General features: G+C 73.0%; 10 protein-coding genes. 7 read left to right on the top strand and 3 right to left on the bottom strand.

All coding sequences use genetic code 11. The features are described 5' to 3' along the window. Nucleotides 1–147 precede the first annotated feature (147 nt). From ACFQ9Z_RS17455 to ACFQ9Z_RS17440, 4 genes are read left to right on the top strand one after another with little or no spacing between them, the layout of a single operon-like run. Nucleotides 148–1398 carry a cytochrome P450 gene (locus tag ACFQ9Z_RS17455; protein WP_383017776.1) on the top strand — a complete coding sequence of 417 codons (1251 nt, stop codon included), beginning with the start codon at nucleotides 148–150 and terminating at the stop codon, nucleotides 1396–1398. Further along, nucleotides 1395–6686, top strand: a complete 5292-nt coding sequence (locus ACFQ9Z_RS17450; RefSeq protein WP_383017773.1) for an amino acid adenylation domain-containing protein — start codon at nucleotides 1395–1397, stop codon at nucleotides 6684–6686. Before ACFQ9Z_RS17455 ends, ACFQ9Z_RS17450 begins: the two co-directional genes overlap by 4 nt. A gap of 52 nt (nucleotides 6687–6738) precedes the next feature. Next, nucleotides 6739–6951, top strand: a complete 213-nt coding sequence (locus ACFQ9Z_RS17445; protein ID WP_143632818.1) for an MbtH family NRPS accessory protein — start codon at nucleotides 6739–6741, stop codon at nucleotides 6949–6951. After that, entirely contained in the window at nucleotides 6948–8381 is a 1434-nt protein-coding gene (locus ACFQ9Z_RS17440; RefSeq protein ID WP_383017770.1) for a hypothetical protein, read from the top strand. Before ACFQ9Z_RS17445 ends, ACFQ9Z_RS17440 begins: the two co-directional genes overlap by 4 nt. Here the strand turns inward: ACFQ9Z_RS17440 and ACFQ9Z_RS17435 are convergent. The 3 genes from ACFQ9Z_RS17435 to ACFQ9Z_RS17425 all read right to left on the bottom strand — a co-directional run bounded on the left by ACFQ9Z_RS17435 (nucleotide 8374) and on the right by ACFQ9Z_RS17425 (nucleotide 16384). Further along, nucleotides 8374–11640 (bottom strand): amino acid adenylation domain-containing protein, encoded by a 3267-nt coding sequence (locus ACFQ9Z_RS17435; protein ID WP_383017767.1) that lies wholly within the window; start codon nucleotides 11638–11640, stop codon nucleotides 8374–8376. The genes ACFQ9Z_RS17440 and ACFQ9Z_RS17435 overlap by 8 nt on opposite strands. Nucleotides 11641–11733: 93 nt before the next feature. Further along, complete coding sequence (locus ACFQ9Z_RS17430) at nucleotides 11734–12966, bottom strand: MFS transporter (protein ID WP_383017764.1); 1233 nt, start codon at nucleotides 12964–12966, stop codon at nucleotides 11734–11736. A gap of 55 nt (nucleotides 12967–13021) precedes the next feature. Next, nucleotides 13022–16384 (bottom strand): amino acid adenylation domain-containing protein, encoded by a 3363-nt coding sequence (locus tag ACFQ9Z_RS17425; protein WP_383017760.1) that lies wholly within the window; start codon nucleotides 16382–16384, stop codon nucleotides 13022–13024. A gap of 323 nt (nucleotides 16385–16707) precedes the next feature. On the opposite strand from ACFQ9Z_RS17425, the gene ACFQ9Z_RS17420 reads away from it, so the two are divergent. The 3 genes from ACFQ9Z_RS17420 to ACFQ9Z_RS17410 are packed head-to-tail and all read left to right on the top strand — an operon-like array spanning nucleotide 16708 to nucleotide 23682. Next, nucleotides 16708–21276 (top strand): condensation domain-containing protein, encoded by a 4569-nt coding sequence (locus ACFQ9Z_RS17420; RefSeq protein WP_383017757.1) that lies wholly within the window; start codon nucleotides 16708–16710, stop codon nucleotides 21274–21276. Then, nucleotides 21269–22930: a condensation domain-containing protein gene (locus tag ACFQ9Z_RS17415; protein ID WP_383017754.1), complete on the top strand. Its 1662-nt coding sequence runs from the start codon at nucleotides 21269–21271 to the stop codon at nucleotides 22928–22930. The genes ACFQ9Z_RS17420 and ACFQ9Z_RS17415 overlap by 8 nt, the downstream gene beginning before the upstream one ends. Continuing rightward, nucleotides 22927–23682, top strand: a complete 756-nt coding sequence (locus tag ACFQ9Z_RS17410) for a thioesterase II family protein (RefSeq protein WP_235902651.1) — start codon at nucleotides 22927–22929, stop codon at nucleotides 23680–23682. The genes ACFQ9Z_RS17415 and ACFQ9Z_RS17410 overlap by 4 nt, the downstream gene beginning before the upstream one ends. Nucleotide 23683 lies beyond the last annotated feature (1 nt).

The raw sequence follows: 23683 nt of genomic DNA, 5'->3' as shown, positions 1-23683 counted from the left end.
GGCTTCGCCCACGCACCGGCCGTGGCCGCCCGGGTCCGGGCCGCAGTCCGGGCTTCTCCGGACTCCAGCATTCGCCGTCACGGCGATGCAATGGGGATCCGGCCGTTGAGCGGTGGCTGGCCATCGACCCGCGGGAGATCGAGCAGCATGAGAATACCCACCTCAGTGGATGTCACCGAGGACATGGACCTGGACGCGGTCGACCTCGTCGACCCCCGGTTGTACTCGGAGGGAGATCCGCATCCCGTCTGGGCCGCGATGCGCAAGTACGACCCGGTGCGCTGGCACCCCGTCGGCAGCGACCTGGGATTCTGGTCGGTGACCACCCTGGAGCACGGCTCCTGGGTGCTGCGCGACCACGAGACCTTCACGTCCCAGCGCGGCACCCTGCTCAACCTGCTCGGCAAGGACGACCCGGCCGGCGGCCAGCAGATGGCCGCCACCGACCCGCCCCGGCACACCAAGATGCGCGAGCCGCTGCAGCGCGCGCTCGCCATCAAGTCGGTGGAACGTTCCTCGGAGCAGATCAGGGCCCACGTGCGCCGGCTGCTGGAACCGGCCATGTCCCGGGAACCCTTCGACATCGCCGAGGCGGCCACCCACCTGCCCATGGCCGTGACCGGCATGCTGATGGGCCTGCCGGAGGAGGACTGGCCCCGGCTGACCAGGCTCACCCTGATGTCCATCGCCCCGGACGACCCGGAGTACACGGTGGCGGGCGGTCCGGACGCCGCGCTGCGGCAGGCCCACCGCGAACTCTTCGCCTACTTCGCCGACGTGGTCAGGGAACGGCAGCGGGACCTCAGCGACGACCTGATCAGTCTCCTGCTCTCCATGGAGTTCGAGGGCCGCAAACTGGGGCTCGGCGAGGTGCTCTCCAACTGCTACAGCCTGCTGCTCGGCGCCAACGTCACCACGCCCTACGTGCCCCCAGCGGCCCTGGACTCGCTCATCGGCACCCCCACCCTGCGCGAACTGCTGGACGGCGCCGACGGGGTCACCGTCTCGACGGCGGTCGAGGAGGCGCTGCGGTGGGCCTCGCCCGCCAACCACTTCATGCGGCACGCCCTGCGTGACGTGGAGATCGGCAACCGCAAGGTGCGGTCCGGCGACGCGGTGGTGGTCTGGCTGGGCTCCGCGAACCGGGACGAGGCGGCGTTCGCCGACCCGTTCACCTTCGACCTCCGCCGCAAACCGAACCGGCACATCGCCTTCGGCGCGGGTGGCCACTACTGCATCGGACACACGGTCGCCAGGGTCACCCTGCGGGCCCTGTTCGACGAGATCCTCAGCGTCTTCTCCGACATCGAACGGGCCGGTGAGGTCGAGCACCTCGCGTCGAACTTCGTGGCCGGTATCAAGCACATGCCCATCGTCGGGGAGGTCCGCAGCAGGTGAACGACCGTCGCACCCTGGTCGACGTCCTGCGGGAACGTGCTGACCGGACACCTGAGCTGACCTGCTTCGAGTTCGCCGGGGACGGGGAGGCCGAGCGGGTCGTCAGCTACCAGCAGCTCGACCGGCGGGCCGGTGAGGTCGCCGGGGTGCTCCGCGAACACGGAGTCACCGGGCAGCGCGCGCTGCTGCTGTACCCGCCCGGGCCGGACTACGTCGCCGCGTTCTTCGGCTGCCTGTACGCCGGGGTCGTCGCCGTCCCGGTGTACCTGCCGACCGGGCGGCTCGGGATCACCAGGATGCTGGCGGTGGCCGGTGACGCCGGCACGAAGGTCGCGCTGAGCACCGCCGCCGTCCGCGCCGAGTACGCGGCACAGCCCCTCGTGGACTCGCTCGACTGGCTCCTCACCGACGAGCCCGCGCAGACGGCCGCGCGTCACCGGACGGCGCGGGCCGTCCAGCCGGCCGACCTGGCCTTCCTGCAGTACACCTCCGGATCCACCGGCTCCCCCAAGGGCGTCAAGGTGCGGCACGGGAACCTGATGGAGAACCTCGCGGTCATCGGCCGCGTGCTGCAGCCCGACGCCGACACCAGAGCCGTCAGCTGGCTGCCGCCGTACCACGACATGGGGCTGATCGGCGGGATCCTGCAACCGGTGTACGCCGGTTTCCCGTGCACGCTGCTGAGCCCGACGGGTTTCCTGCGCAAGCCCCTGCGCTGGCTCGAGGCGATCAGCCGGCACCGGGCGACCGCCACGGCGGCGCCCGACTTCGGCTATCGCGAATGCGTCCGGCGCATCGGCGAGCAGGAGCGCGCGGGGCTTGATCTCAGCACCTTGCGGCACGCGATGATCGGCGCCGAGCCGGTCCGCGGCGACACCGTCGAGGACTTCGCACGTGCCTTCGCCGGCACGGGCTTCCGGCGCTCGTCGTTCCACCCGTGCTACGGCCTCGCCGAGGCCACCTTGTTCGTGACCGGAGGGAGGTCCCCGGCCGGCCCGCGCGTCGTCGAGGTCGGCCGCCGGGAGCTGGAGGAGGGCGAGGCGGTGCTCGCCGCCGGCCCGGACGGCGGGCCGACCGCGTCGTTCACCGGATGCGGGCGCCCCCAGGGCGAGGACCTGGTCGTCGTGGTGGACCCGGAGAACGGCGGGGCCCGTCTTCCGGGCCAGGTCGGTGAGGTCTGCGTCAGTGGCCCGAGCGTGACCGGCGGGTACTGGGGCGACACCGGCACCTCCTCCGCCTTCGGCGTGGAACTGCCCGGTCACCCGGGCCGCTCCTTCCTCCGTACCGGCGACCTCGGCTTCGAGCTCGACGGTGAACTGTTCGTCACCGGCAGGCTGAAGGACCTGATGGTCGTCCGGGGACGCAATCACTACGCGGAGGACATCGAGCGGACGGCGAGCCGCAGCCACCCGTCGCTGCGGCTCGGCCGGTCGGCCGCGTTCTCGGTGGACGCCGACGGCGAGGAGCGGGTCGTGCTCGTGCACGAGATCGCGCCCAGGCCCACGGCCGAGGAGGCGCCCCGTGTGCTGTCAGCGGTGCGCGAGGCGGTCGCCTCCGAGCACGGCCTCGCCCTGCGCGACGTGGTGCTGGTCCGCTCGGGTGCCATCGACCGCACCACCAGCGGCAAGGTCCGCCGCGACGCCATGCGACGGCAATGGCTGGACGGAAAACTGGCACCGGTGGCCGCAGCCCATGAGAGCGAGGCCGGGAACCGGGCCACGCACAGTGCCCTGACCCGGACCGTGGCCGCCGCGCTCGAAGCCGCTCCCGACCGGATCCGGCCCACGGAGAGCCTGCTGGGGCAGGGCCTGGACTCGCTGCGGGCGGTCCGCCTGATCGTCGAACTGTCCCGGACGTACGGCGTGGAACTCACCGTCGACCGGCTGCTCGACGGGCTGACCCCCGCCCAGCTGGAGACACTGGTCACCCGGCGGGACTCCGCCGCGCCGCGCGTCACCGGTCCGCCACGACGGACGGCCGTCCCGGACACCCCGAAGCCGTCCAGGGCCCAGGAGGTGATGTGGCTGCTGGACCAGATGGGCGCCGGCAGTGCCTATCACGTCCACGGCGGCGTACGGCTCACCGGGCCGGTCGACCCCGACCTGCTCGGCCAGTGCCTGAACGACCTGACCCTCCAGTACCCGGTCCTGCGCTCGGCCTTCGTCCAGGACGCCGAGAGCTCGCTCACGACGGTCGTCCGGCCCGCCGGACCGACACCGCTGCGCCGGGTCGATCTCACCGGCACGGACGGCGCCGAACGGGACAGCCGCTTCGATCAGGTGGTCGAGGAGCTCGCCACCGCGAAGTTCGACCTGACGACCGGCCCCCTGCTGCGGGCCGTCCTCGTCCAGCGCGATGCCGACGACTGGTACCTCGGCATCGCCGCCCACCACATCGTCGTCGACGGATGGTCGCTCGGTGTGCTGCTGCGCGGTCTCGGCGAGCGGTACGCCGGGCGAGCGACGGGCGGCCCCCCGCCGGCACCGGCCGCTCCCGCCGGCCCGCGCACCGCCCCGGGCCCGTCCTGGGGCGACGACGACGCCGCGTTCTGGCGGGAGACGCTCGGTTCCGCCGTCCCGCTCGACCTTCCACTCGACGCTCCACCGCCGCAGTCGCCCACCTGGCGCGGCGACTCGCTGCGATTCGGGTTCAGCCCCCGACAGGCCGGCCGGCTCAGGCAGTACGCCAGGTCCCGGCAGGCCACCCTCTTCATGGTGCTGCTCACCGGCCTGGGCGCCGTACTGGAGCGGTGGAGCGGCCAGGACGACTTCGTCGTCGGCACCCCGGCCGCCGGACGGGACCACGAGACGGCCGATGAGGTGGGGCTGTTCGCCAACGTGGTGCCGCTGCGGATCGACACCTCCGGCGCACCGGCCTTCGGTGAACTGCTGGCCAGGGTGCGGACCCGCTGCCTCGCTGCCTACGCCCACCAGTCGATGCCCTTCGACGAGATCGTGCGGCAGGTCTGCCAGGACCGCCCCGACGGGCGGGCCCCGCTCGTCCGCGCCGTGCTCGCGCTCAACGTGCCGCTCGCCCCCTGGGAAGCCGGCGGAGTGCGGGCCGAGGCCTTCGAACTGCCCGCGCCTGGAGCCCAGTTCGAGCTGGCGCTGCACCTCGCCGAACAGCCGGACGGCGGGCTCACCGGACACGTCGTCTACGCCGCCGACCTCCTGGAACGGGACACCGTCCAGCGGATCACCCGCGCCCTCACGACGCTGCTGAGCGCCGCCACCGAAGGGCCCGGGCTGCCGGACGACTCGCCGGTGACCGCCCTGCCGGTCATGAGCGCGGCCGAACGCGCCCGTGTCACCGACGAGTTCAGCGGTGTGCGCAGCACTCCGGCGGCCCCTGACATGCTGCACGCGCTGGTGGAGCGGCAGGCCGACCTGGACCCGACGGCACCGGCGGTGATCGCCGGAGACCGCGTCCTCGACTACGGCGGGCTGGAGGAGCGGGCGAACCGGCTCGCCTGGCTGCTGCGTGACCTGGGAACAGGGCCGGACCAGCCGGTGGCGGTATGCCTGCCGCGCTCACCCGAACTGGTCGTCGCCCTGCTCGCCGTACTCAAGGCCGGCGGGGCCTACCTGCCCCTGGACACCGATTACCCGCACGGGCGGCTGGCCGCCCAGTTGCGCGACGCCGGGCCACGCGTGGTGCTGACCGACCAGGACACGGCGTCCGGGCTGCTCGCCCGCGCCCTGGACGGAGCCGGACAGCCCGCGGTCGTGTGTCTCGACGCCGATCCGCACCCGGCGGCGCGCTTCCCCGCCACCAGACCGCCGGCCACCGCCACGCCGCACAGCCTCGCGTACGTGATCCACACATCGGGCACCACAGGGACGCCCAAGGGGGTGATGAACCACCACGCCGGAGTGGTCAACCGGCTCGCCTGGATGCAGGAGGCCTACGGACTGACCAAGGCGGAGCGCGTCCTGCACAAGACCCCGGTCGGCTTCGACGTGGCGGTGTGGGAGGTGTTCTGGCCGCTCGTCGCGGGCAGCCCCGTCGTCCTCGCGCGTCCCGACGGCCACCGTGATCCGGCCTACCTGGTCCGGCTCATCCGTGAACAGGGCGTCACCACCTGCCACTTCGTTCCCTCCATGCTGCGGGCCTTCCTCGACGAGCCCGAAGCGACGCGGTGCGCCGATGTGCTCCGCCGGGTGATCTGCAGCGGTGAGGAACTGGCGCCCGCCCTGGCCGCACGGACGCGGGAACTGCTGCCCGACGTCGAACTGCACAACCTGTACGGCCCGACCGAGGCGGCCATCGACGTCACGGGCTGCCGGATCCACCCCGGTCTCACCGCCCGGGCCCGGCTGCCGATCGGCCGCCCGCTCACCGGATCCCGGGTCTACGTCCTCGACGGCTCCGGTCGGCCGGTTCCGGTCGGTGTGGCGGGCGAGCTGCACATCGGCGGCGTCCAGGTGGCCCGCGGATACCTGGGCAGACCGGCGTTGACGGCCGAACGTTTCGTGCCGGACCCGTTCGAGCCGGGCGGCCGGCTGTATCGCACGGGCGACCGGGCGCGATGGTCGGCGGACGGCATGGTGGAGTTCCTCGGCCGTCTGGACCACCAGGTCAAGATCCGGGGGCACCGGATCGAGCCGGCGGAGGTCGAAGCCGCGCTCGCCGCCCACCCGCGGGTGGCCGCCGCGGTGGTGGACGTCCGCAGCGGTGTCGCGGGCGAACCGCGCCTGGTGGCCTACCTTGTCGGAGACGGAGACGGAGACGGAGACGGAGACGGGGACGGAGCCGCAGACGCAGACCGAGCGGGAAGCGGGCGGCCGGACGACGGCTCCCTCCGTGCGTTCCTCGCCGAGCGGCTGCCCCCCGCCCTGGTGCCCGCGGCCTTCGTCGTCCTGCCCGCCCTGCCGACGACACCCAACGGCAAGCTGGACAGGTCGGCCTTGCCGGAGCCCGCCGTGCCGGTCGATCACGCCGGACTCAGCCGGCCACGCGACCCGGTGGAACAGCGACTGGCGGACATCTGGTGCGACGTCCTCGAACTGCCCGCGGTGTCCGTGACCCACGGCTTCTTCGAACTGGGCGGGCACTCGCTGCTCGCCACCAGGATCACGGCCCGCATCAAACGGGACTTCGGCGTGGAGCTGCCGGTCGGCGAGCTGCTCAGCGGCAGTTCGAGCATCGCGGACGTCGCGGTCGCGGTCCAGGAGGCCCAGTGGTCGCAGGCCGACCCCACGGAGCTGAGCCGGCTGCTGGCCGGCCTGGAGAACCTGTCGGACAGCGAGGTGACCGACCTCCTGGCGCAGGACGGCCCCGACGACTGACACGGTCCGGCCCGGCCCACGACCCGCCCAACCCTTCTCACAAGGAGCACCGATGCCTGACGAGGCGCGCGAAGAGACCTACAGCGTCGTGGTCAACGACGAGGAGCAGTACTCGATCTGGCGGGCGGACGCCGAGGTCCCGGCCGGCTGGCGGGCCGACGGCATGAGCGGAACGCGCGAGCAGTGCCTGGCGTACATCGACGAGGTCTGGACCGACATGCGGCCGCTCAGCCTGCGCCGGCAGATGGACGGGAGCGCGACATGAGCACGGCGGAGCGAGTGGACGGGACCTCCGAGACCGGGCTGGACGAGGCCCGGCAGCGGCTGAGCAGGGTCATCGACGACATGCGCCGGACCTGGGCCGGACGGCGCGTCATCATGACCGTGCACAAGTTCAACGGCGGGATGAAGGCGCTGGCGGAGGAGCTGGGCCGTTCCGGCGCGAGCCTCGCCGCCGTCGTCATCAACACCCGGCCCGCCCCCGGAGATCCGCCGGCCGAGCACGTGTGGAGCTGCGCCGAGCGCGGACTCGAGATGACGCACCGGCAGTTCGAGGCGTGGCTGAGCACGCGGCCCGCCGAACTGCTTCAGTGGCTGGACGAGGTGGACCCCGGTCGTGACTGCCACATGCTGGGCACCACCTACGCCGAGTACGCCGAACTGGGCGGCCGGCCCGCGTACGGCCACTGGCGAAAGGGCTGGGAGGCCTGGGAGGACAAGACACGGATCGACGAGCTGTGGCGGACCGTCGGCATCCCGGCGCCGGCGCACGTGGTGTGCCCCGTCGACGACCCGGCGCTCACCGGCACGGCCGCCGCGCTGGACCAGGGCCACGGAGTGATGGTGGCCATCGACACGACCCGTGAGGTGCTGGGCAGTTCGCAGGGCCTGCGGTGGGTACGCAGCCGTGGCGAACTTGACGCGGCTCTGGCGCAACTGCGCGGGCGGACCGAGATGGTGCGCATCGCCGCGTTCGTTCCGGGCGTGCCCTGCAGCGCCATGGGCATGGTCCTCCCGGACGGAGTGGCGGTCTTCGACCCGATCGAGGTCATCACGCTGCACCGCCCCGGCACGGGCCAGCTCGTCTACTGCGGCACCTCGACCTACTGGCGGGCCGGGGACGAACAGCGGGAGCGGCTGCGCGAGTACGCCAGGCGAGTCGGCCAGGAACTTGCCGACTCCCTCGGCTACCTCGGCATCTTCAGCATCGACGGGCTGCTCGGCGACAAGGGGTTCGCCGCCACCGAGCTGAACCCGCGGCACGTGTCGGGTCTCGGAGTGCGCCCGGGCTGGCCGGAGTTCCCGACCCGGCTGCTCAACCGGGCCGTCCAGGACGGTGAGCCCGAGGGCCGCGAGGTCGGCTGGAAGGACATCGAGGAGGTCTACCGCGCGGAGGTTCTGCGCAGCCCGTCCGCGTCGCTGTGGGTGGCGCTGCCGCCCGGCGCGGTGGCCGTGCCCGACGGGACGGAGGCGACCGCCGAGGTCTCCGTGACGGACGGCTCGGCGGAGGTGACGTGCCAGGTGCGGTATCGGCCGCAGTGCGGCGGCGTGTGGATCGACGGCGTCGTCGGTGACAGCCTGCCGCATGACGGCGCCCTGGGGCCGGTGACCGCCGCGCTCGCCCGGGCCCTGGGCGCGCGGGACCTCAGCTCCTTCGCCGAGGTCTCCGCCGCTTCGACGCTGTCGGTCAGCTGACCGAGGCACTCTCCGCACCGGCGGCGGCCGGGAGTTCCCCGACGGGCCGGTGCGGATCCTCGGCCACGGCTGTCAGCAGCCGCGCCAGCCGCCCGGCCAGGGAGCGGATCCGGTCCGCGCCGATGAGGCCGGGCCGGTAGGTGAGACTCAGCCGCAGCCGGGGGCCCGGGGTGGCGAGGAGGCTGATGGCGTAGTGCGTGTCGTCGCTGAGCTCCACCTCCGTGACCCTGGGTTCCTCGGCCGCCCCCGCCGTGGTGTGCAGCTGCATCTCGGAGTTCTCGAACACCAGCAAGGTGTCGAACTCCGCCGACCAGCCCAGCAGCCGCTGCAGGGAGCCGAGGCCCAGGTGCTGGTGGGGCACGAGCGTCTGGTGTTCGTGCTGGAGACGTCGCAGCATGGTCGACACGGACTCCTCCGGCCGGATCCTGACCGCGACCGGAATGGTGTTGATCAGCAGCCCCATCATCCGGTCCACCGCTTCCACGTCCGGCGTACGCCCGGAGACGGTGGTGCCGAACACGACGTCCCGGGTGCCCGTCTCGCTCCCCAGCAGCACCCCCCACATGGCCTGCACGATGGTGTTGACCGTCACTCTGCCGGCCCGGCCGAGCGCGGCCAGCGAGTCGGTGGTGCGGGCCGGGAGGTCCAGGACGTACCGGGCCGACGACGGCGCCGGCCGCGCGCCGTCGGCCGCCGGGGCGAGGACGGTCGGCTCCGGTATCCCGGTGAGCGCGGTACGCCAGGCCAGTGCCGCCTCGTCGCCGTCCCGGGAGCGCATCGCCCGCAGCCAGTCGCGCGTGGACGGTGCGGGTGCCGGATCGCCGTCACCCCGGTAGCGCGCGAACAGCTCGCGCACCAGGAGGGTCAGGGACCAGCCGTCGAGCAGGATGTGGTGGTAGTCGATCGCCAGGTGGTGGTCCTGCGGCGACCTGTGGATCAGGTGCAGGCGCAGCAGCGGGGGCGCGCACAGGTCGAAGGGGACGGCGCGGCTCTCCTCGGTCAGCCGGCGGACCTCCGCATCGGCGTCGCGGACGTCCAGCTGGGAGAGATCCGTCTCCCTCCAGGGCAGCTCGGCTTCCGCGGCCACGAGCTGAACCGGCTCCGGCAGGCCCTCGGTGAAGAAGCCCGCCCGCAGGGCTTCGTGCCGAGCCAGCAGCTCGCGGGCCGCGGCGCGCAGCGCGGTACCGCTCACCCGGCCGCCGAGCCGTAGTACGAGCTGCTGGGTGTAGACGTCCGGCCCGTCCGCGTCCTGGAGCCGGTGGAACAGGAACCCCTGCTGGACCGGGCTGACGGGCAGGAGGTGCTCGATGTCCGGCCGGGCGGCCTGCAGCCGGCCCAGGTGCTTGTGGTGCAGGGCGAGCAGCGGACGTACCGGGATGTTCCGTACGTCCTGTACGGCTCCGGCGCCGGCGAGCCGGCGCGGCGTGCCGAGTTCGAACACGTCGCGTGTGCTGATGGCCTTCCCGTCGCGGCGTGCCCGGATCACCAGCCGCACGGCGGCGATGCTGTCGCCGCCCAGCGCGAAGAAGTCGTCGTCGGCCCCGACGTCGGCGACACCGAGTACCTCGGTGAAGGCGTCCACCATCGCCTCTTCGTCAGGCGTGCCGGGCCGGCCCCCGCCGCTCCCGGCTGCGGGGGAGGGCAGGGCCCGCAGGTCGATCTTCCCGTTGGAGGACAGCGGGAACTCGGTGAGCGTCACGACGGCCGCGGGCACCATGTGCGGGGGCAGCACCCGCGCCAGTTCGAGCCGGAGCGCCCGCGAGTCGGGGCGTGCCGGACCGGCCGGGACCACGTACGCGATGAGCTGCTTGCCGCCTCGGGCGTTCTCCCGCGGCAGGACGACGGCCCTGGCCACCTCGGGTCGCTCACGCAAGTGAGCCTCCACCTCGCCGAGTTCGACCCGGAAGCCGTTCAGCTTGACCTGGTTGTCGCTCCGGCCCAGGCATTCCAGCTCGCCGTCGCCGTTCCAGCGCGCCACGTCGCCCGTGCGGTACATCCGCCGGCCCGGCTCACCGAACGGGTCGGGCAGGAAGCGCTCCGCGGTCAGCCCCGGGCGGTTGAGGTAGCCCCGGGCCAGGCCGACGCCGGAGACGTACAGGTCCCCGGCGACACCGTCGGGTACGGGACGCAGCTCCCGGTCCAGCAGGTGGACGCGGGTGTTCCACAGGGGGGTGCCCGCGGCGGGCGGGCGCAGGGTGTCCGCGTCGCAGATCCAGGCGGTGACGTCCTGCATCTCGGTCGCGCCGTAGTGGTTGTGCACCCGTAGTCCCGGGTGCTCGCGCACGAAGCGCCGCATGCCTTCGCCGAGCACCAGCGGCTCACCGGACTGGACGATGTCGGTCAGCCCGTCCAGCGCGACGCCGGCCTCCTCCGCCGCCTCGCACATCGACTCGATGAGGACGTTGGGCAGGAAGACCTGGTTCACGCCGTAGCGGTCGAGCCAGTGGACGAGCCGTACCGGGTCACGCCGGGTCTCCTCGGTCGGGACGGCCAGCCGCTTGCCGTGCACCAGCGCGGCCAGCATCTCGTGCATGGAGAAGTCGAAGCCGATGGCCGACAGGTTGGCGACGACGACATCCGGTCCGCAGGCGAAGCGTTCAGCGTGCCAGGCCAGCAGGTTGACCAGACTGAGGGCGGGCATCAGCACGCCCTTGGGCGCGCCCGTGGAGCCCGACGTGTAGATGAGGTACAGCGGGTGCGCGGCCCGCAACGGCCGCGTCCGGTCGTCGTCGGTGGGATCGGCCGTCGGGTACGCCGAGGTGTCGAGGCCCTCCCAGCCGAGCAGCCGGGTGCCCGGGAGGTCCGCCGGCTTCAGGCCCACCGTGTCGGCCGCCAGCACCGTGACCGGTGCGGAGTCGGCCGCCATGAAGGCGATGCGTTCCACCGGGTAGTCCGGGTTGAGCGGCAGGTAGGCGGCACCGGTCTTGAGCACCGCCACCATGGCCACGATCGCGTCGATCGAACGCGGCAGGGCCACCCCGACCACCCGCTCCGGTCCGGCGCCGAGGCCGATGAGCAGGTGCGCGAGCTGGTTCGCCCGCGCGTTGAGCTGCCGGAAACTGAGCGTGGCCGCGTCGTCGGCCAGCGCGGTGGCGTGCGGATCGGTACGAACCCGCTCCTGCAGCAGGTCCGGCAGTGTGCGCTCGCGCGGCGGTCGCTCGTCGGCGGCGCGCGCACCGCGGTGGTCCGACTGCGCTGTGGGTGAGGAGGACAAGGCGGGCTCCGGTTCACCGAACGGGAAGGACACGGGTTGACGCAAGGCTTCATTGTGATCTTCCGAACGCCTGCCGGGGAGTCGGGAGAAACCCGGATGGGGCGGCGCCGACGCGGACCGGCGGCCGCCGTCCCGGCCTCACTCGCCGGACGGCACCCGGGCCGGTGCGGCGCTCTTCGGGAGGTCGCGGAGCAGCCTGGGCGCGGCCAGGACCAGGAGCACGCACACGGCCGCCGCCAGGTAGAAGGGCGCGCGCAGACTGTACTGCTGGGCGACGATCCCGCCGGCGAACGCGCCGAGCGGCGCGAGGCCGTTGACGAAGAGCCGGTAGGCGGCGTTCATCCGCCCGAACATGCCGGGCGGGATCAGCGTCTGGCGTACCGTCGTCGTCACCACGTTGCCCAGTGACACGCTGACGCCGACGAACAGGAGGGCCGCCGCCGCGACGAGGGGATCGGAGGTGACGCCCCCGACGACCAGGGGCAGTGGGCACAGGGCGAAGGCCACCAGCAGAGTGCGGCCGTGGCCGATCCTCGCCGCCAGGACCGGGGCGACGAAGAGGCCGATCAGTCCGCCGACCGCGACGACCGTCATCAGCAGGCCGTACGTCGTCTGGCTGACCCGCAGCACTTCCAGCGCGTAGAGCACGGCGACACCCAGTACACCGAGAACGGCGAAGTTCAGCATGCCCATGAGCAGGCACAGGGGCCGCAGGACGCGATGGCGGAGCAGCCGGCGCACCCCGTCCGCCATGTCGGCGACCACCGGCCGGGCCGTGCGCGGCGCCGGACGGGCTCCGCTGCCCCGGATTCGGAGGATCAGCGCCGCCGACAGGGCGAACGTCACCGCGTCGACGGTGAAGGGCAGCGCGTACGTCATGGAGAACAGCAGGGTGCCGAGCGGCGTGCCGAGGAACTCGCTCGTGATGAACTGGCCGCCGAAGAGCCAGCTGTTCGCCGAGTCCAGGGAACGTGAGCCGATCACCTCCGGGGTGATCGCCTGGGACAGGTTGTCGGCCAGCGTCTCGATCGAGCTGAGCAGGAACGCGGTCACCGTCAGGGTGGTGATGTCCACGCGGTCCAGGAGCGTCAGGACGGTGAAGCAGGCCATCACCGCGGCGCGCGCCACATCGCATGCCCAGAGCGTCCCGCGGCGGTCGAACCGGTCGACCAGCACCCCGGCGAAGGGCCCCACGCACAGCCACGGAAGCTGGCCGGCGACGGTGACCAGAGACACCAGCAGCGGGTCGCTCGTCAGGACCGCGGCGAACAGGGCGAAGGCGGCGAACCGGATGCCGTCGCCGAGGCCGGACACGCCGGTGGCGCACCACAGGTGCCAGAACGCGCGATCGTCGCGCGAGGACGCCGGCACGGCCGTACGCCCGCGGGTACGTGGTCCGGGGGAGGCCCTCCGGGAGCGCACCGCCTCAGCCCCGCAGCTTCGCGGTGATCTCGTCCGGCGACATGGCCCGGACGCGCAGGACGAGCCGGGCGGTGCGTGCGACGCCGTCGCCCTTCGCCGGGTCCCGGTCCTGGAGCAGCTTCGCGAGCCTCTCGATGGTGGCCTCCTCGATGACGCGGCGGGCCGGCAGCTCGATCCGGAACAGGGCGCGGATCTGGGACACGACACGCTCGGCACACTCGAGATCGCCGCCGAGCGAGGAAAACGTGTCATGGATGCCCGGGGGACTCGCCGCGGGCAGCGCGTCGGACCAGATGCCCGTCAGCACCTCCTGGACCTCGTTCGCCGGGGGAGCCGGAGGCGTCGGGGAGTCCGGAGGTGCGGCGGATGTCGGGGAGTCCGGAGGTGCCGCGGGCGTCGGAGAGTCCGGAGATCCCGTAGGTGCCGCGGGTGTCGCCGACCGGCGGCCGTCCGCCGGTGCCGGCAGCCGCTCGCGGTCCACCTTGCCCACCGGGGTCAGGGGGAAGGAGTCCAGCCGGACGAACGCCGAGGGGACCGCACCGGACGGAAGCAGCCGGGCCAGCGCCCGGCGCAGCGACGCGGTGTCGGTGACCGCCCCGGGGTGTGACGGGGTCAGGTACGCGACCAAGCGAAGTCCGCCGCCGGGTGCGGGCCGTGCGAGGACGAGGGCCTGACCGACCCCGGGAAGTGCCGTCAGCGCCGCCTCCACCTCGGCCGGTTCCACCCGGTAGCCACGGATCTTGACCTGGTGGTCGAGCCTGCCGAGGTACTCCAGAGCGCCGTCCGCGAGCCACCTGGCCCGGTCACCGGTGCGGTAGAGCCGCGCACCGGGGGACAGCGGATGCGGGACGAACCTGTCCGCCGTCTGCCCCGGCCGGCCCAGGTAGCCTCGCGCGAGCTGCACGCCGGCGATGAACAGTTCGCCCGGTACGCCGATGGGCTGCGGCCTGGCGTGCTCGTCGAGGACGTGGATCTCGGTACCGGGTATCGGGCGGCCGATCGGGATCGGGTCCACGGTCCTGCCGGTCACCTGGTGGAAGGTCACGGCGATCGTGGCTTCCGTCGGCCCGTACAGGTTGTACAGCTGGGCCGTGGGCAGCAGGTCCGCGAACCGGCGGGACAGATCGGCGTTCAGCTCCTCGCCGCCGCAGATGACCAGGCGCAGGTCGCGGGCGCGCTCCGTGACCCCCGGTTCCGCCAGGAAGTGCCGCAGCAGGGAGGGGAAGAAGTCGCACGCGGTGACGCCGTACCGGGCGTGCGCGTCGAGGAGGTAGGCGGGGTCGCCCTGGTCGCGGGCGTCGGCGAGCACGAGGCGGCCACCGCTCATCAGCGGGACGAGGATCTCCCACAGGGAGGGGTCCGAGCCCGTCGGTGTCTTGTGCAGGGTGACGTCGTCGGGCCCGAAGCCCATCGACTCGCAGAGCCAGCCCAGTTGGTTCGCCAGGCCGGCATGGGTCACCACGACGCCCTTGGGTCTCCCGGTCGATCCCGACGTGTAGATCAGACAGGCCGCGCCGGCGCCGAGGGCACCGGCCGGTGGCCGCTTCACCGGGCAGGCGGCGAACCGCGCCCGCGCGTCGCCGAACGGGACGACCTCGGTGACACCGCCACCGGACGGCGGACCGCCACCGGAGTCGGAAAGGCACAGCAGGGGAGCGGCGTCCCGGACGACGTGGTCGAGCCGTTCGGGCGGCGACTGCGGATCCAGCGGCACATAGGTCGCGCCCGCCTTGAAGATGCCCAGCAGCACGCAGACGAGGTCGAGGCCGCGGTTCAGGTGCACGCCGATCCGGTCCTCGGCGCCCACGCCGCGTCCCCTCAGCCACCACGCGACCTGGTTGGCGCGCTCCTCCAGCTCCTGGTAGGAGAGCTGAGCGGGGGAGCCGCCGATGTCGGCGATCACCGCGACGCGGTCCGGTGCCTCGTCGGCCCGCTGTTCGAACCAGGCGTGCACCGGCGGTGAGCTCGGCCCGGGCCGGCCGGCGCCACTGAAACCGGTGGTGATCAGACGGTGCTGGGCGTCCGACATCAGTGGCGGCGGCGCCGGACTGTCGGGGGCACGGGCCACCGCCCGGCAGACCGTCAGCAGTGACTCGACGAGCCGCTGCGCGGTGGCGCCGTCGAACAGATCGGTCGCGTGGATCAGCGAGCCGGTGAGGGCCCCGGAAGCCGTCGGGGCGAGTTCGACGCGGACCTGGATGCCGGCCATGGACGCCGGAACGCCGAGCCACTCGGATTCGAGCCCGGGGAACCGCGGGGGCTCCGGCAGCGGCCCGCGCAAGGCCAGGAGCGCCTGCGCGAGCGCGGGTCCCGCGTCCGGCCCGCCGCCCGCGCCGTGCGGCCCGGCCGGCGTGTCCGCGTGGGAAAGGTCTTCCCGGCGGGCGGCGTCGGTCCGCCGCAGGAGCTGCCGGAAGGGCTCACCGCCGGCCAGTCCGACGCGCAGCGGCACCACGCCGGCGAAGTCCCCCACGAGGGATCCGGGCCCGTCCGCGTCACGGCCGGGGACCGGTACGCCGATGACGACGTCCGTACGCCCCGACCAGCCCCCCAGAACGACCGCGGTCGCGCTGAGCAGCACCGTGAACAGGTCGGTGCCCTCCGCCTCGGCCAGCGCACGCAGCGCGTCGGCGAGGTCCGCGGGGAACTCGGCGGGCACGGCGGCCCCGTGACCCGACCGTCCGGGTGTGACCGGCCGGTCCGTGGGCAGCTGGAGCGGGGCCGCGCCGGCGAGCCGCCGCGCCCAGTACGCCTGCACCTCTCGCGCCGAACGCCCGGCCTTCCGTTCGCGTACCCGGGCGGCGTGCGGCGGCGTTGGTGGCGCGACCGGATCCGGCCGACGTCCGGCGAGCCGCGCCCGGTACGCCGCGGCCAGGTCCGCCAGCAGGATCTCCATCCACCGGCTGTCCGCGACGGACTCCGGGGCGCGCATCAGCACGATCCACTCCGGGGTGCCCGCCGGCCCGCCGGCGTCCCGCACCTGCCACAGCTCGGCGCGCAGCGGCGACTTCGAGCCGGGGTCCGTCCGGCCGTCCGGTACGCGCGCCAGGCGCGCCTCGACCTCCCGCGCCCCGACGTCGTCGCGGCTGAACTCCACCGCCACCCGGTCCGGCGGGTGCACCACCCGCACCGGCTCCTGGCCGGGGCCGGACGTGATGCCGGTGCGCAGGGCCTCGTGGCGGCCCACCAGATCGGACAGCGCGTCCTGGAGCGCGGAGGTGTCGAGCCGCCCCCGCAGGCGGACGGCGGCGGCCGCGGTCGGTGCGAGACCGCCCACTCGCCCGCCGCCCCCGGCGGGGCCCTGCGCCTGCCGGGCGCCGTTGGCTGTCTGCTGCGATCCCCTGGCGAGGGGGAGGGACTCAGAGGACAAGACGACTCCCTGCGAATGACGCGCTCGGTCCCTGCCGGCACGGGGCATGTGCCCCTTCACGGGTGGCCGTTGGACCCGCGCAGGGGTGGAAGTCTTCTCGCCGGCCCGGGAACGGCACCAGTCGGGGAAACGACCGATGGCCGTCCCCGCCGCCCCCGGCGATCCTCGTACCGGACCGGGAGAACGGCCGCGCCGGGGCACGTCCGGGAAGCTACCGACTACCGGCCGGGCGACCCCGGGGCAGAGCGTGTTGGCTCCAGCGGCAGGTGTGGAGTGGCGCGACAGACCCTGATCTTCTAGCAGCGCGAGGTGGTTTTACACCCATGGGGAGCGACTGGCTCAGCTCAGACCAGCGCAAGCTTCTGGACCAGCTCCTCGACGACGAGGGACTGGACCGCGCGGAGGCTCGCATCACGGCGAGGCCGGGGGAGCGTACGCACCTCCCCCTGTCCTTCGCCCAGCAGCGCATGTGGTTCTTCCACCGGCTGCAGCCGACGTCGACGATGTACAACATCGTGGGAGTGGCCAAGCTGCGCGGACAGGTCGACCACGGGGTGCTGCAGCGTTGCGTGGACGAGCTCCTCAGGCGTCACGAAGTACTGCGTTCGACCTTCCACCTCGGCGACGGGGGCGACGCGGTGCAGCGTGTCGCCGCGCCGTGCCGCGTCCCCATGCCCGTGCACGATCTGCGGGGCCTGAACGACGAGCGACGGGACGAGACGGTACGCCGGCTTCACCAGCAGGAGGTCGACAGGCCGTTCGACCTGACCCGTGACCTGCTGCTGCGGCCGGTCCTGCTCCAGGTGGCCGACGACGAGCACCTGCTGCTGCTCAGCCAGCACCACATCGCCACCGACGGCTGGTCGCTCGGCATCCTGCTCCAGGAACTGAGCGCGCTCTACGAGGCGTACGCGGCGGACCGCGAGCCCACGCTCCCCGAACCCCTCGTACAGTACGGGGACTTCGCCCTGTGGCAGCAGGAGTGGCAGGCCGGCGGCGCCCTCGACGGACACCTGGCGTACTGGCGGGAGCGGCTCACCGGCGCGCATGCGCTGGAGCTGCCCACCGGCCGGCTGCGTCCGCCGGAGCGCACCTGGGACGGTGGCTCGATCGACGTGGCGATGCCCGCCGCGCTCGTCCAGCGCCTCAAGGCCCTCGGCGAGTCCGAGCGGGCCACCTTGTTCATGGTCCTCCTGGCCGGTGTGTCCGCGGTGCTGTCCCGGTGGAGCGGCCAGCGGGACCTGGTCATGGGTGTGCCGGTCGCCAACCGGAACCGGGCCGAGACCGAGTCGGTGGTCGGCAGTTTCGTCAACACGCTCCCGATCCGCGTGGAGCCGGCCGACGGGCTGACGTTCCGCGAGTTCCTGCGCCACGTGCGGAAGGAGGCGACGGACGGCTACGCCCACCAGGACGTCCCCTTCGAGAAGATCATCGAAGAGATCAATCCCGAGCGTGAGGCCAGCGCGCACACACCCCTCATCCGGCACATGGTCGGTCTGCACAACACCCCCTGGGAAGAGCTGAGCATCCCCGGTCTCACGGTCGACATCGAGACGCTGGACACCGGCAAGGCCAGGTTCGACCTGGAGTTCGAGCTCTCGCCCACCGAGGGCGGCGGTATCGACGGCAAACTGTGGTTCGCCGCCGACATCATGGACACGGCGACCGTCCAGCGCCTGCTGAACGCCGTGTACAGCCTGCTCGAAGGCGCCGTCGCGAACCCGGACGAGGCGCTGTGGCACCTGCCGCTGTGCCCCGAGCGGGACGCCGTCGTGTGCGGCCCCGAGGGCAGCGCCCCGCAGGAGCCGCACACCGTCCTCGACCTCATCGCCGCACACCGGGACCGCGGCGCCGAGACTCCGGTCGTACGCGCGGGCGAAGACCGGCTGACCCACGGGGAACTCACCGGCGAGGCCCACCGGCTGGCCCACTACCTGCTCGCCGAGCACGGCGTCGGGCCCGGGGCCGTCGTCGCACTCCGCCTGCCGGTGTCGGCCGGACTCCCCGTCGCGCTGCTGGGCATCCTCGCCGCGGGCGCCGTCGCGCTCCCACTGGACGCCTCGCTCACCCGGGACGAGATCGCCGACGCGGTGCGGCGCTGCACCCCCGCGGTGGTGCTCACCTCCACGGAACTGATCTCCGCCGGACTGCTCGACAGCGCGCGCGACACGGGTGCGGTGCTGTGCGCGCTGGACGCCGAGAACGAGAGCATCCGCTCGTACCCGGGCACCCCGCCGGCGGTGACGCCGGGGCCGCAGGACCCCGCGCTGCTCATCCGGTCGCGGGGCGGGACGCTGAACGCGCACACCTACGCCAGTACGGCCGCGCGCGTGCGCGGCCTGCGCGGCGCCTTCCCGCTGGAGCCGGGCGAGCAGGTGACGGTGTCCGGCGAGGTCACCGCCGACCTGCTGGTCACCGCGCTGCTGTGGCCGCTGGGCGCCGGTGGCCGCCTGTGTCTCGGGTCCGCCGCGACACCGCCGACCGGAGCGGACGACGGGCAGGGGATCCTGCTCACGGACCCCGTACGACTGGAGGCGCTGCTGACCGCCTCCCGGCCGTCCGCGCCGGGCGCGGAGCCGGGCACGGCCGTGCCCCCGCGCGTGATCTGCGCGGGCGGGGAGCTGTGGCCCGACACGGCCGAAGCGTTCCTCCGTCTCGCCCCCCACGCCCAGCTCTTCAACGTCCTCTCACTGGCCGAGGCCGGTCCCGTCGCCGCCCACCGGGTGTGCCAGGGGGACCCCGCCGCCGTCGCCTCCGGCCGCCTTCCCGTGGGCGCTCCACTCGGCGACACCCGCTTGTCGGTACTGGACGAGCACGCCCGGCCGGTGCCCGCCGGTGTCGCGGGCGACCTGTACATGGCGGGTTCCTCCCGCGCCGCCGGCCATCTGGACCGCCCCCGCTGGACGCAGGACGAGCCGAGGCCGACCGGTGACCGGGCACGCTGGGTGACTCCCGGCACACTGGAGATCCTCGGCCGGCCGGCCGGACGCACGGTGCTGCAGGGCCGTCCCGTCGAACTGGGGGACGTGGCCGCGGAACTGGCCGCGCATCCCGCGGCGGCCAGGGCCCACCTCTCGGTGACGGACGCCGGCGTACTCGTCGCCCACGTCCTCCCCGAGAAGACGCCCGCGCCGGACCCCGAACGAAGGCGTGACCGTTTCGCCCAGGCATATCTGGGGCGTGACCCGGAAAGCGACCCCGCGCTCAACACCACCGGCTGGCGCAGCCCGAGGAGCGGCGAGGAGCTGACCGCCGAAGCCCTGCGGGAGTGGACCGACGCGGCCGTACGGCAGGTGCTCGACGCCGGACCGCGCCGCATCCTGGAGATCGGCTGCCGCAACGGGCTCCTGCTGTTCCGCCTGGCCCCGCGCTGTGACGCCTACCGGGCCACCGAGATGTCGGTACGCGCCCGTGGGCACATCGGCGCCCAGCGCGACCGCCTGGCGTCCAAGGCCGATGTGGTGGAGGTCCTGGACCTGGCGCCCGATGACTTCACGGCCTTCGAGGACGCCGGCTTCGACACCGTGGTCGTGAACAATCTCGCCGCCTACTGCCCCGACGCGGGCTACCTGGAGGAGATCGTCACCCACGCGGTCCGGGTGGTGTCTCCCGGCGGCAGGATCGTCGTCAGCGACGTGCCGGACTTCGGGGGGCAGGAGGCGATCTTCCTGCCGGCCGAGCTGGACCGGCTCCCGCACGATACCCCGGTGGCGCAGCTGCGCGAGGCCGTCGCCCGGCGCGCCGCCGCCGCGGAAGGGTTCGCGCTGGCGCCCGAGTTCTTCCTGGACCTCGCGGAACGGCTCCCCGGCGTGACCGATGCCGCCCTCGTGCGCAGGATCGGTCCGCACCCCGGCGAACTGACCCGGTTCCGCTACGACGCCGTCCTGCACGTCGGCCCCGGCGACGCCGTCCCGCCGCTCGTGCAACGACGGGACTGGGCGGCCGAGCGGCTGACCGCCGAGATGTTCGGCGACCTGCTGCGGTCCGCGGACGCCCCGGACCACCTCGTCATCCACCGCGTACCGCACTCGGACCTCGCCACGACGGCGGCGGCGCTGGAGGCGCTGCACGACGGCGGGACGACCACGGCCGGATCGGTCGCCGGAGCCCTGAACCGTCCGGTACCCGCCGATCGGGACGTCGACCCCGTGGCCCTGCTGGCCGTCGCGCACGCCGCCGGTTACGAGGCGGCCGCCGGCCCGAGCGGAACACGCCTCGACGAGCTGACGGTCGCGCTGCGCGCGCAGAGCGCCGAGCCCGGTTCGGCCGTGCCGCTGTCCCGGCTGCTGTCGGGCGGCTACACCCGTGCCGAGCCGGCCGCCGCCGCGCCGGCCCCCGACCCGGCGTTCGGCGCGTGGGCGCGCTCCATGCCGGCCCTGCTGCGGGGCTACCTGCGGGACCGGCTGCCGCTGCACGCCGTCCCGGCGACCGTCGAGCCCGTGACCGCCTGGCCGCTGCGTACCGACGGCCACCTGGACGTGACGGCCTTCCCGCCGCCGTACGAGGCGTCCGAGCCCCGGACCAAGGGCCGCGAGGCGGTGAAGAACCTGACCACCACCCAGCAGCGGGTCCTGAAGATCTGGGCGGACGTCCTGGGCGTCGACAACCCCGGCATCCACGACGACTTCTTCGCCCTGGGCGGCCATTCGCTGATGGGAGCCGCGGTCATCGACAGACTACGGAACGAGTTCGAGCTGGACCTTCCCCTCGGCCAGCTCTTCCAGACCCCCACGGTCGCGGAGGTCTCCGCCTACATCGACGAGCAGGCGCAGGCCCCGGAGCCCGAGGAGACACCGGCGATCCGCCCCAGGGACAGGTCGGCGTTCCGCAGGAAGCGTCCGAGCGGCTCCGGGCGCACCCCGACGACCGGAGAGGGTGCCGCCCATGACTGACGACGAGGTGCTGGTCTTCCCCGCCTCCTTCGCCCAGCGCAGCATGTGGCTGGAGAACGAGATCAACCCCGGCCGTCCGACCTACCACGTGCTGGCGGCACTGCGGCTGCGCGGCCGGCTGGACACCGAGGCACTGCGCCGCGCCCTCAACACCGTCGTGGACCGGCACGAGGCGCTGCGCACCGTGTTCGACCTCGACGAGGACGGTCCGGTGCAGATCATCGGCCCCGCCCCGGAGCTCGACGTCCCGGTGACCGACGTCGCTCGCGGCGACCTGGAGGCGGCCGTCACCGCCGAGGTGACGAAGCCGTTCGACCTGTACCGGGGCCCCCTGGTGCGGATGCGGCTGCTGCGCACGGCTCCCGAGGAGCATGTCGCGGTACTGGTCATGCACCACATCGTCACCGACGGTGTGTCGTCCGTCCTCTTCGTCGCCGAGCTGACGGCCTGCTACGGCGCGTACCTGCGCGGCGAGGACCCCGGGCTGCCGCCGCTGGAGATCCAGTACGCGGACTTCACGATGTGGCAGCACGAGAACCTGCGGGGGGAGAAGCTCAGCGGGCTGGCCCGGCGCTGGCAGCGCCGCCTGGACGGCGCTCCTCCACTGCGGCTGTTCACCGACCGCCCGTACCCGGCCGAACCCACCTTCGCGGGCGACACCCACACGTTCACGGTGCCGGCCCCCCTGGTGTCCCGGCTGGACGCGCTGGCCAGGCAGGAGCGGGCCACGGCGTTCATGGTCTTCCTGGCCGCGTTCGACGTGCTGCTCTCGCGCTACTCGGGACAGCAGGACATCACCGTCGCGTCCCCCATGGCCGGCCGGACCCGGCCCGAACTCGCCGCACTGATCGGCTTCTTCGTCAACCCGCTGCTGCTGCGCACCGACGTCTCGGGGGAGCCGACGGCCCGTGAGCTGATCCGGCGCGTCAGGAACAATTGCGCTGAGGCCTTCGACGATCAGGAGTTCCCGTTCGAGTCCGCCCTGGAGCTGCTGCGGGTCCAGCGCCGGTCCACGGCGGGCACTCCGCAGGTCCAGGCCATGCTCGTGCTGCAGAACATGCCGGTGCCCGAACTGCGTACCCCCGACCTGGTGATCGAGCCGCTGCGCCCGGACTCGAAGGCCGCGAGCTACGAACTCGCGCTCGACCTCGAACCCGACGACGAGACCGGCTACCGGGCGTTCCTCGAGTACAGCAGCGAGCTGTTCGACGCGGCGACCGTCACGGAGATGGCCGCCGAGTTCGTCACGATCCTCGAAGGCATCGCGGCCGATCCCGACGCACCGGTCTCCACCAAGCCCGTGGACCGGCAGCCCATGCCGTGGAGCGAGGAGCCGGCACAACCCGCGGCGGAGGTCCCCTACCGCGCCCCGCAGACGCCCATCGAGCTCGAACTGCACGAGATTTTCTGTGAGTTGCTCGGACTGGAGCGCATCGGGGTCGACGACGACTTCCTCGACCTCGGTGGGGACTCGCTGTCGCTGCTCCAGCTGCGCAACCGCGTACGCGAGGAGTACGGCGTGGAGTTCCCCGTGCGGGAGCTGTTCGGACGCGTCGACATCGACGGCCTGGCCCGCCGGGTACTCGAACGGCTCCTGGCGCAGGACGAGAACGGCCGCTCACCGCAGTCCAGCCCGAACGAGGAGCACCCGTGACCGGAAACCGTCGCCCACGCTGGTTCCTCGAGGAGCCGTCACCGGACGCCGGGGCGCGCCTGTTCGCCCTGCCGTACTCCGGATGCGGCGCCAGCATGTACCGGAAGTGGCCCAGGTTCACCGGGGACGTCGAGCTCTGCCCGGTGCAGTTCCCCGGCCGTGAGAACCGGCTCAGGGAAGACCCCTTCATGTCGTTCGGCTCACTCGCCGACATGCTCTGCGAGGCGCTTCTTCCTTATCTGGACCGCCCGTTCGCCTTCTTCGGCCACTGCAGTTCCGCGCTGATCGCCTACGAGACGGCGCTCCGCCTGGAGCGACGCGGCTACCCCGTGCCGGCACGCCTGTTCGTCTCCTCCCAGGTGGCCCCGCACAAGGGCGTGCACGGCCGGTTCCTCGACATGAGCGACGACGAGCTCCGCGAGGAGGTCCGCACCCTCATCACGGAACTCGGCGGCGTACCCCGCCCGGACATGGTGGAACTCAGCCTGGAGGTACTGCTCTTCGACGTGGCGGCGCACAAGCGCTACGGCGTCGCGGACCCCGACCCGCTGCCGTGTCCCGCCACTGTGCTCGGCTGGGACGAGGACGTGGAGGTCCCGCACCAGCTCCTGCACGAGTGGTCCGACCTCGGCGAGACGACCTTCACCCTCCTCAAGGGCCCGCACTACGGGTTCCTGGAAGGCCCCGACGAGCTGATGCGCACCTTCGCCACCGGACTGGGGCGGGCCCCGGGCCCCTCCCTGGCAGGGTGAG

The organism is Streptomyces sp. NPDC056580 (assembly GCF_042793175.1).
Classification (GTDB): Bacteria; Actinomycetota; Actinomycetes; order Streptomycetales; family Streptomycetaceae; genus Streptomyces.
The sequence above is the reverse complement of the archived record's forward strand: the minus strand, read 5'-3'. Positions and strand labels throughout refer to the sequence as shown.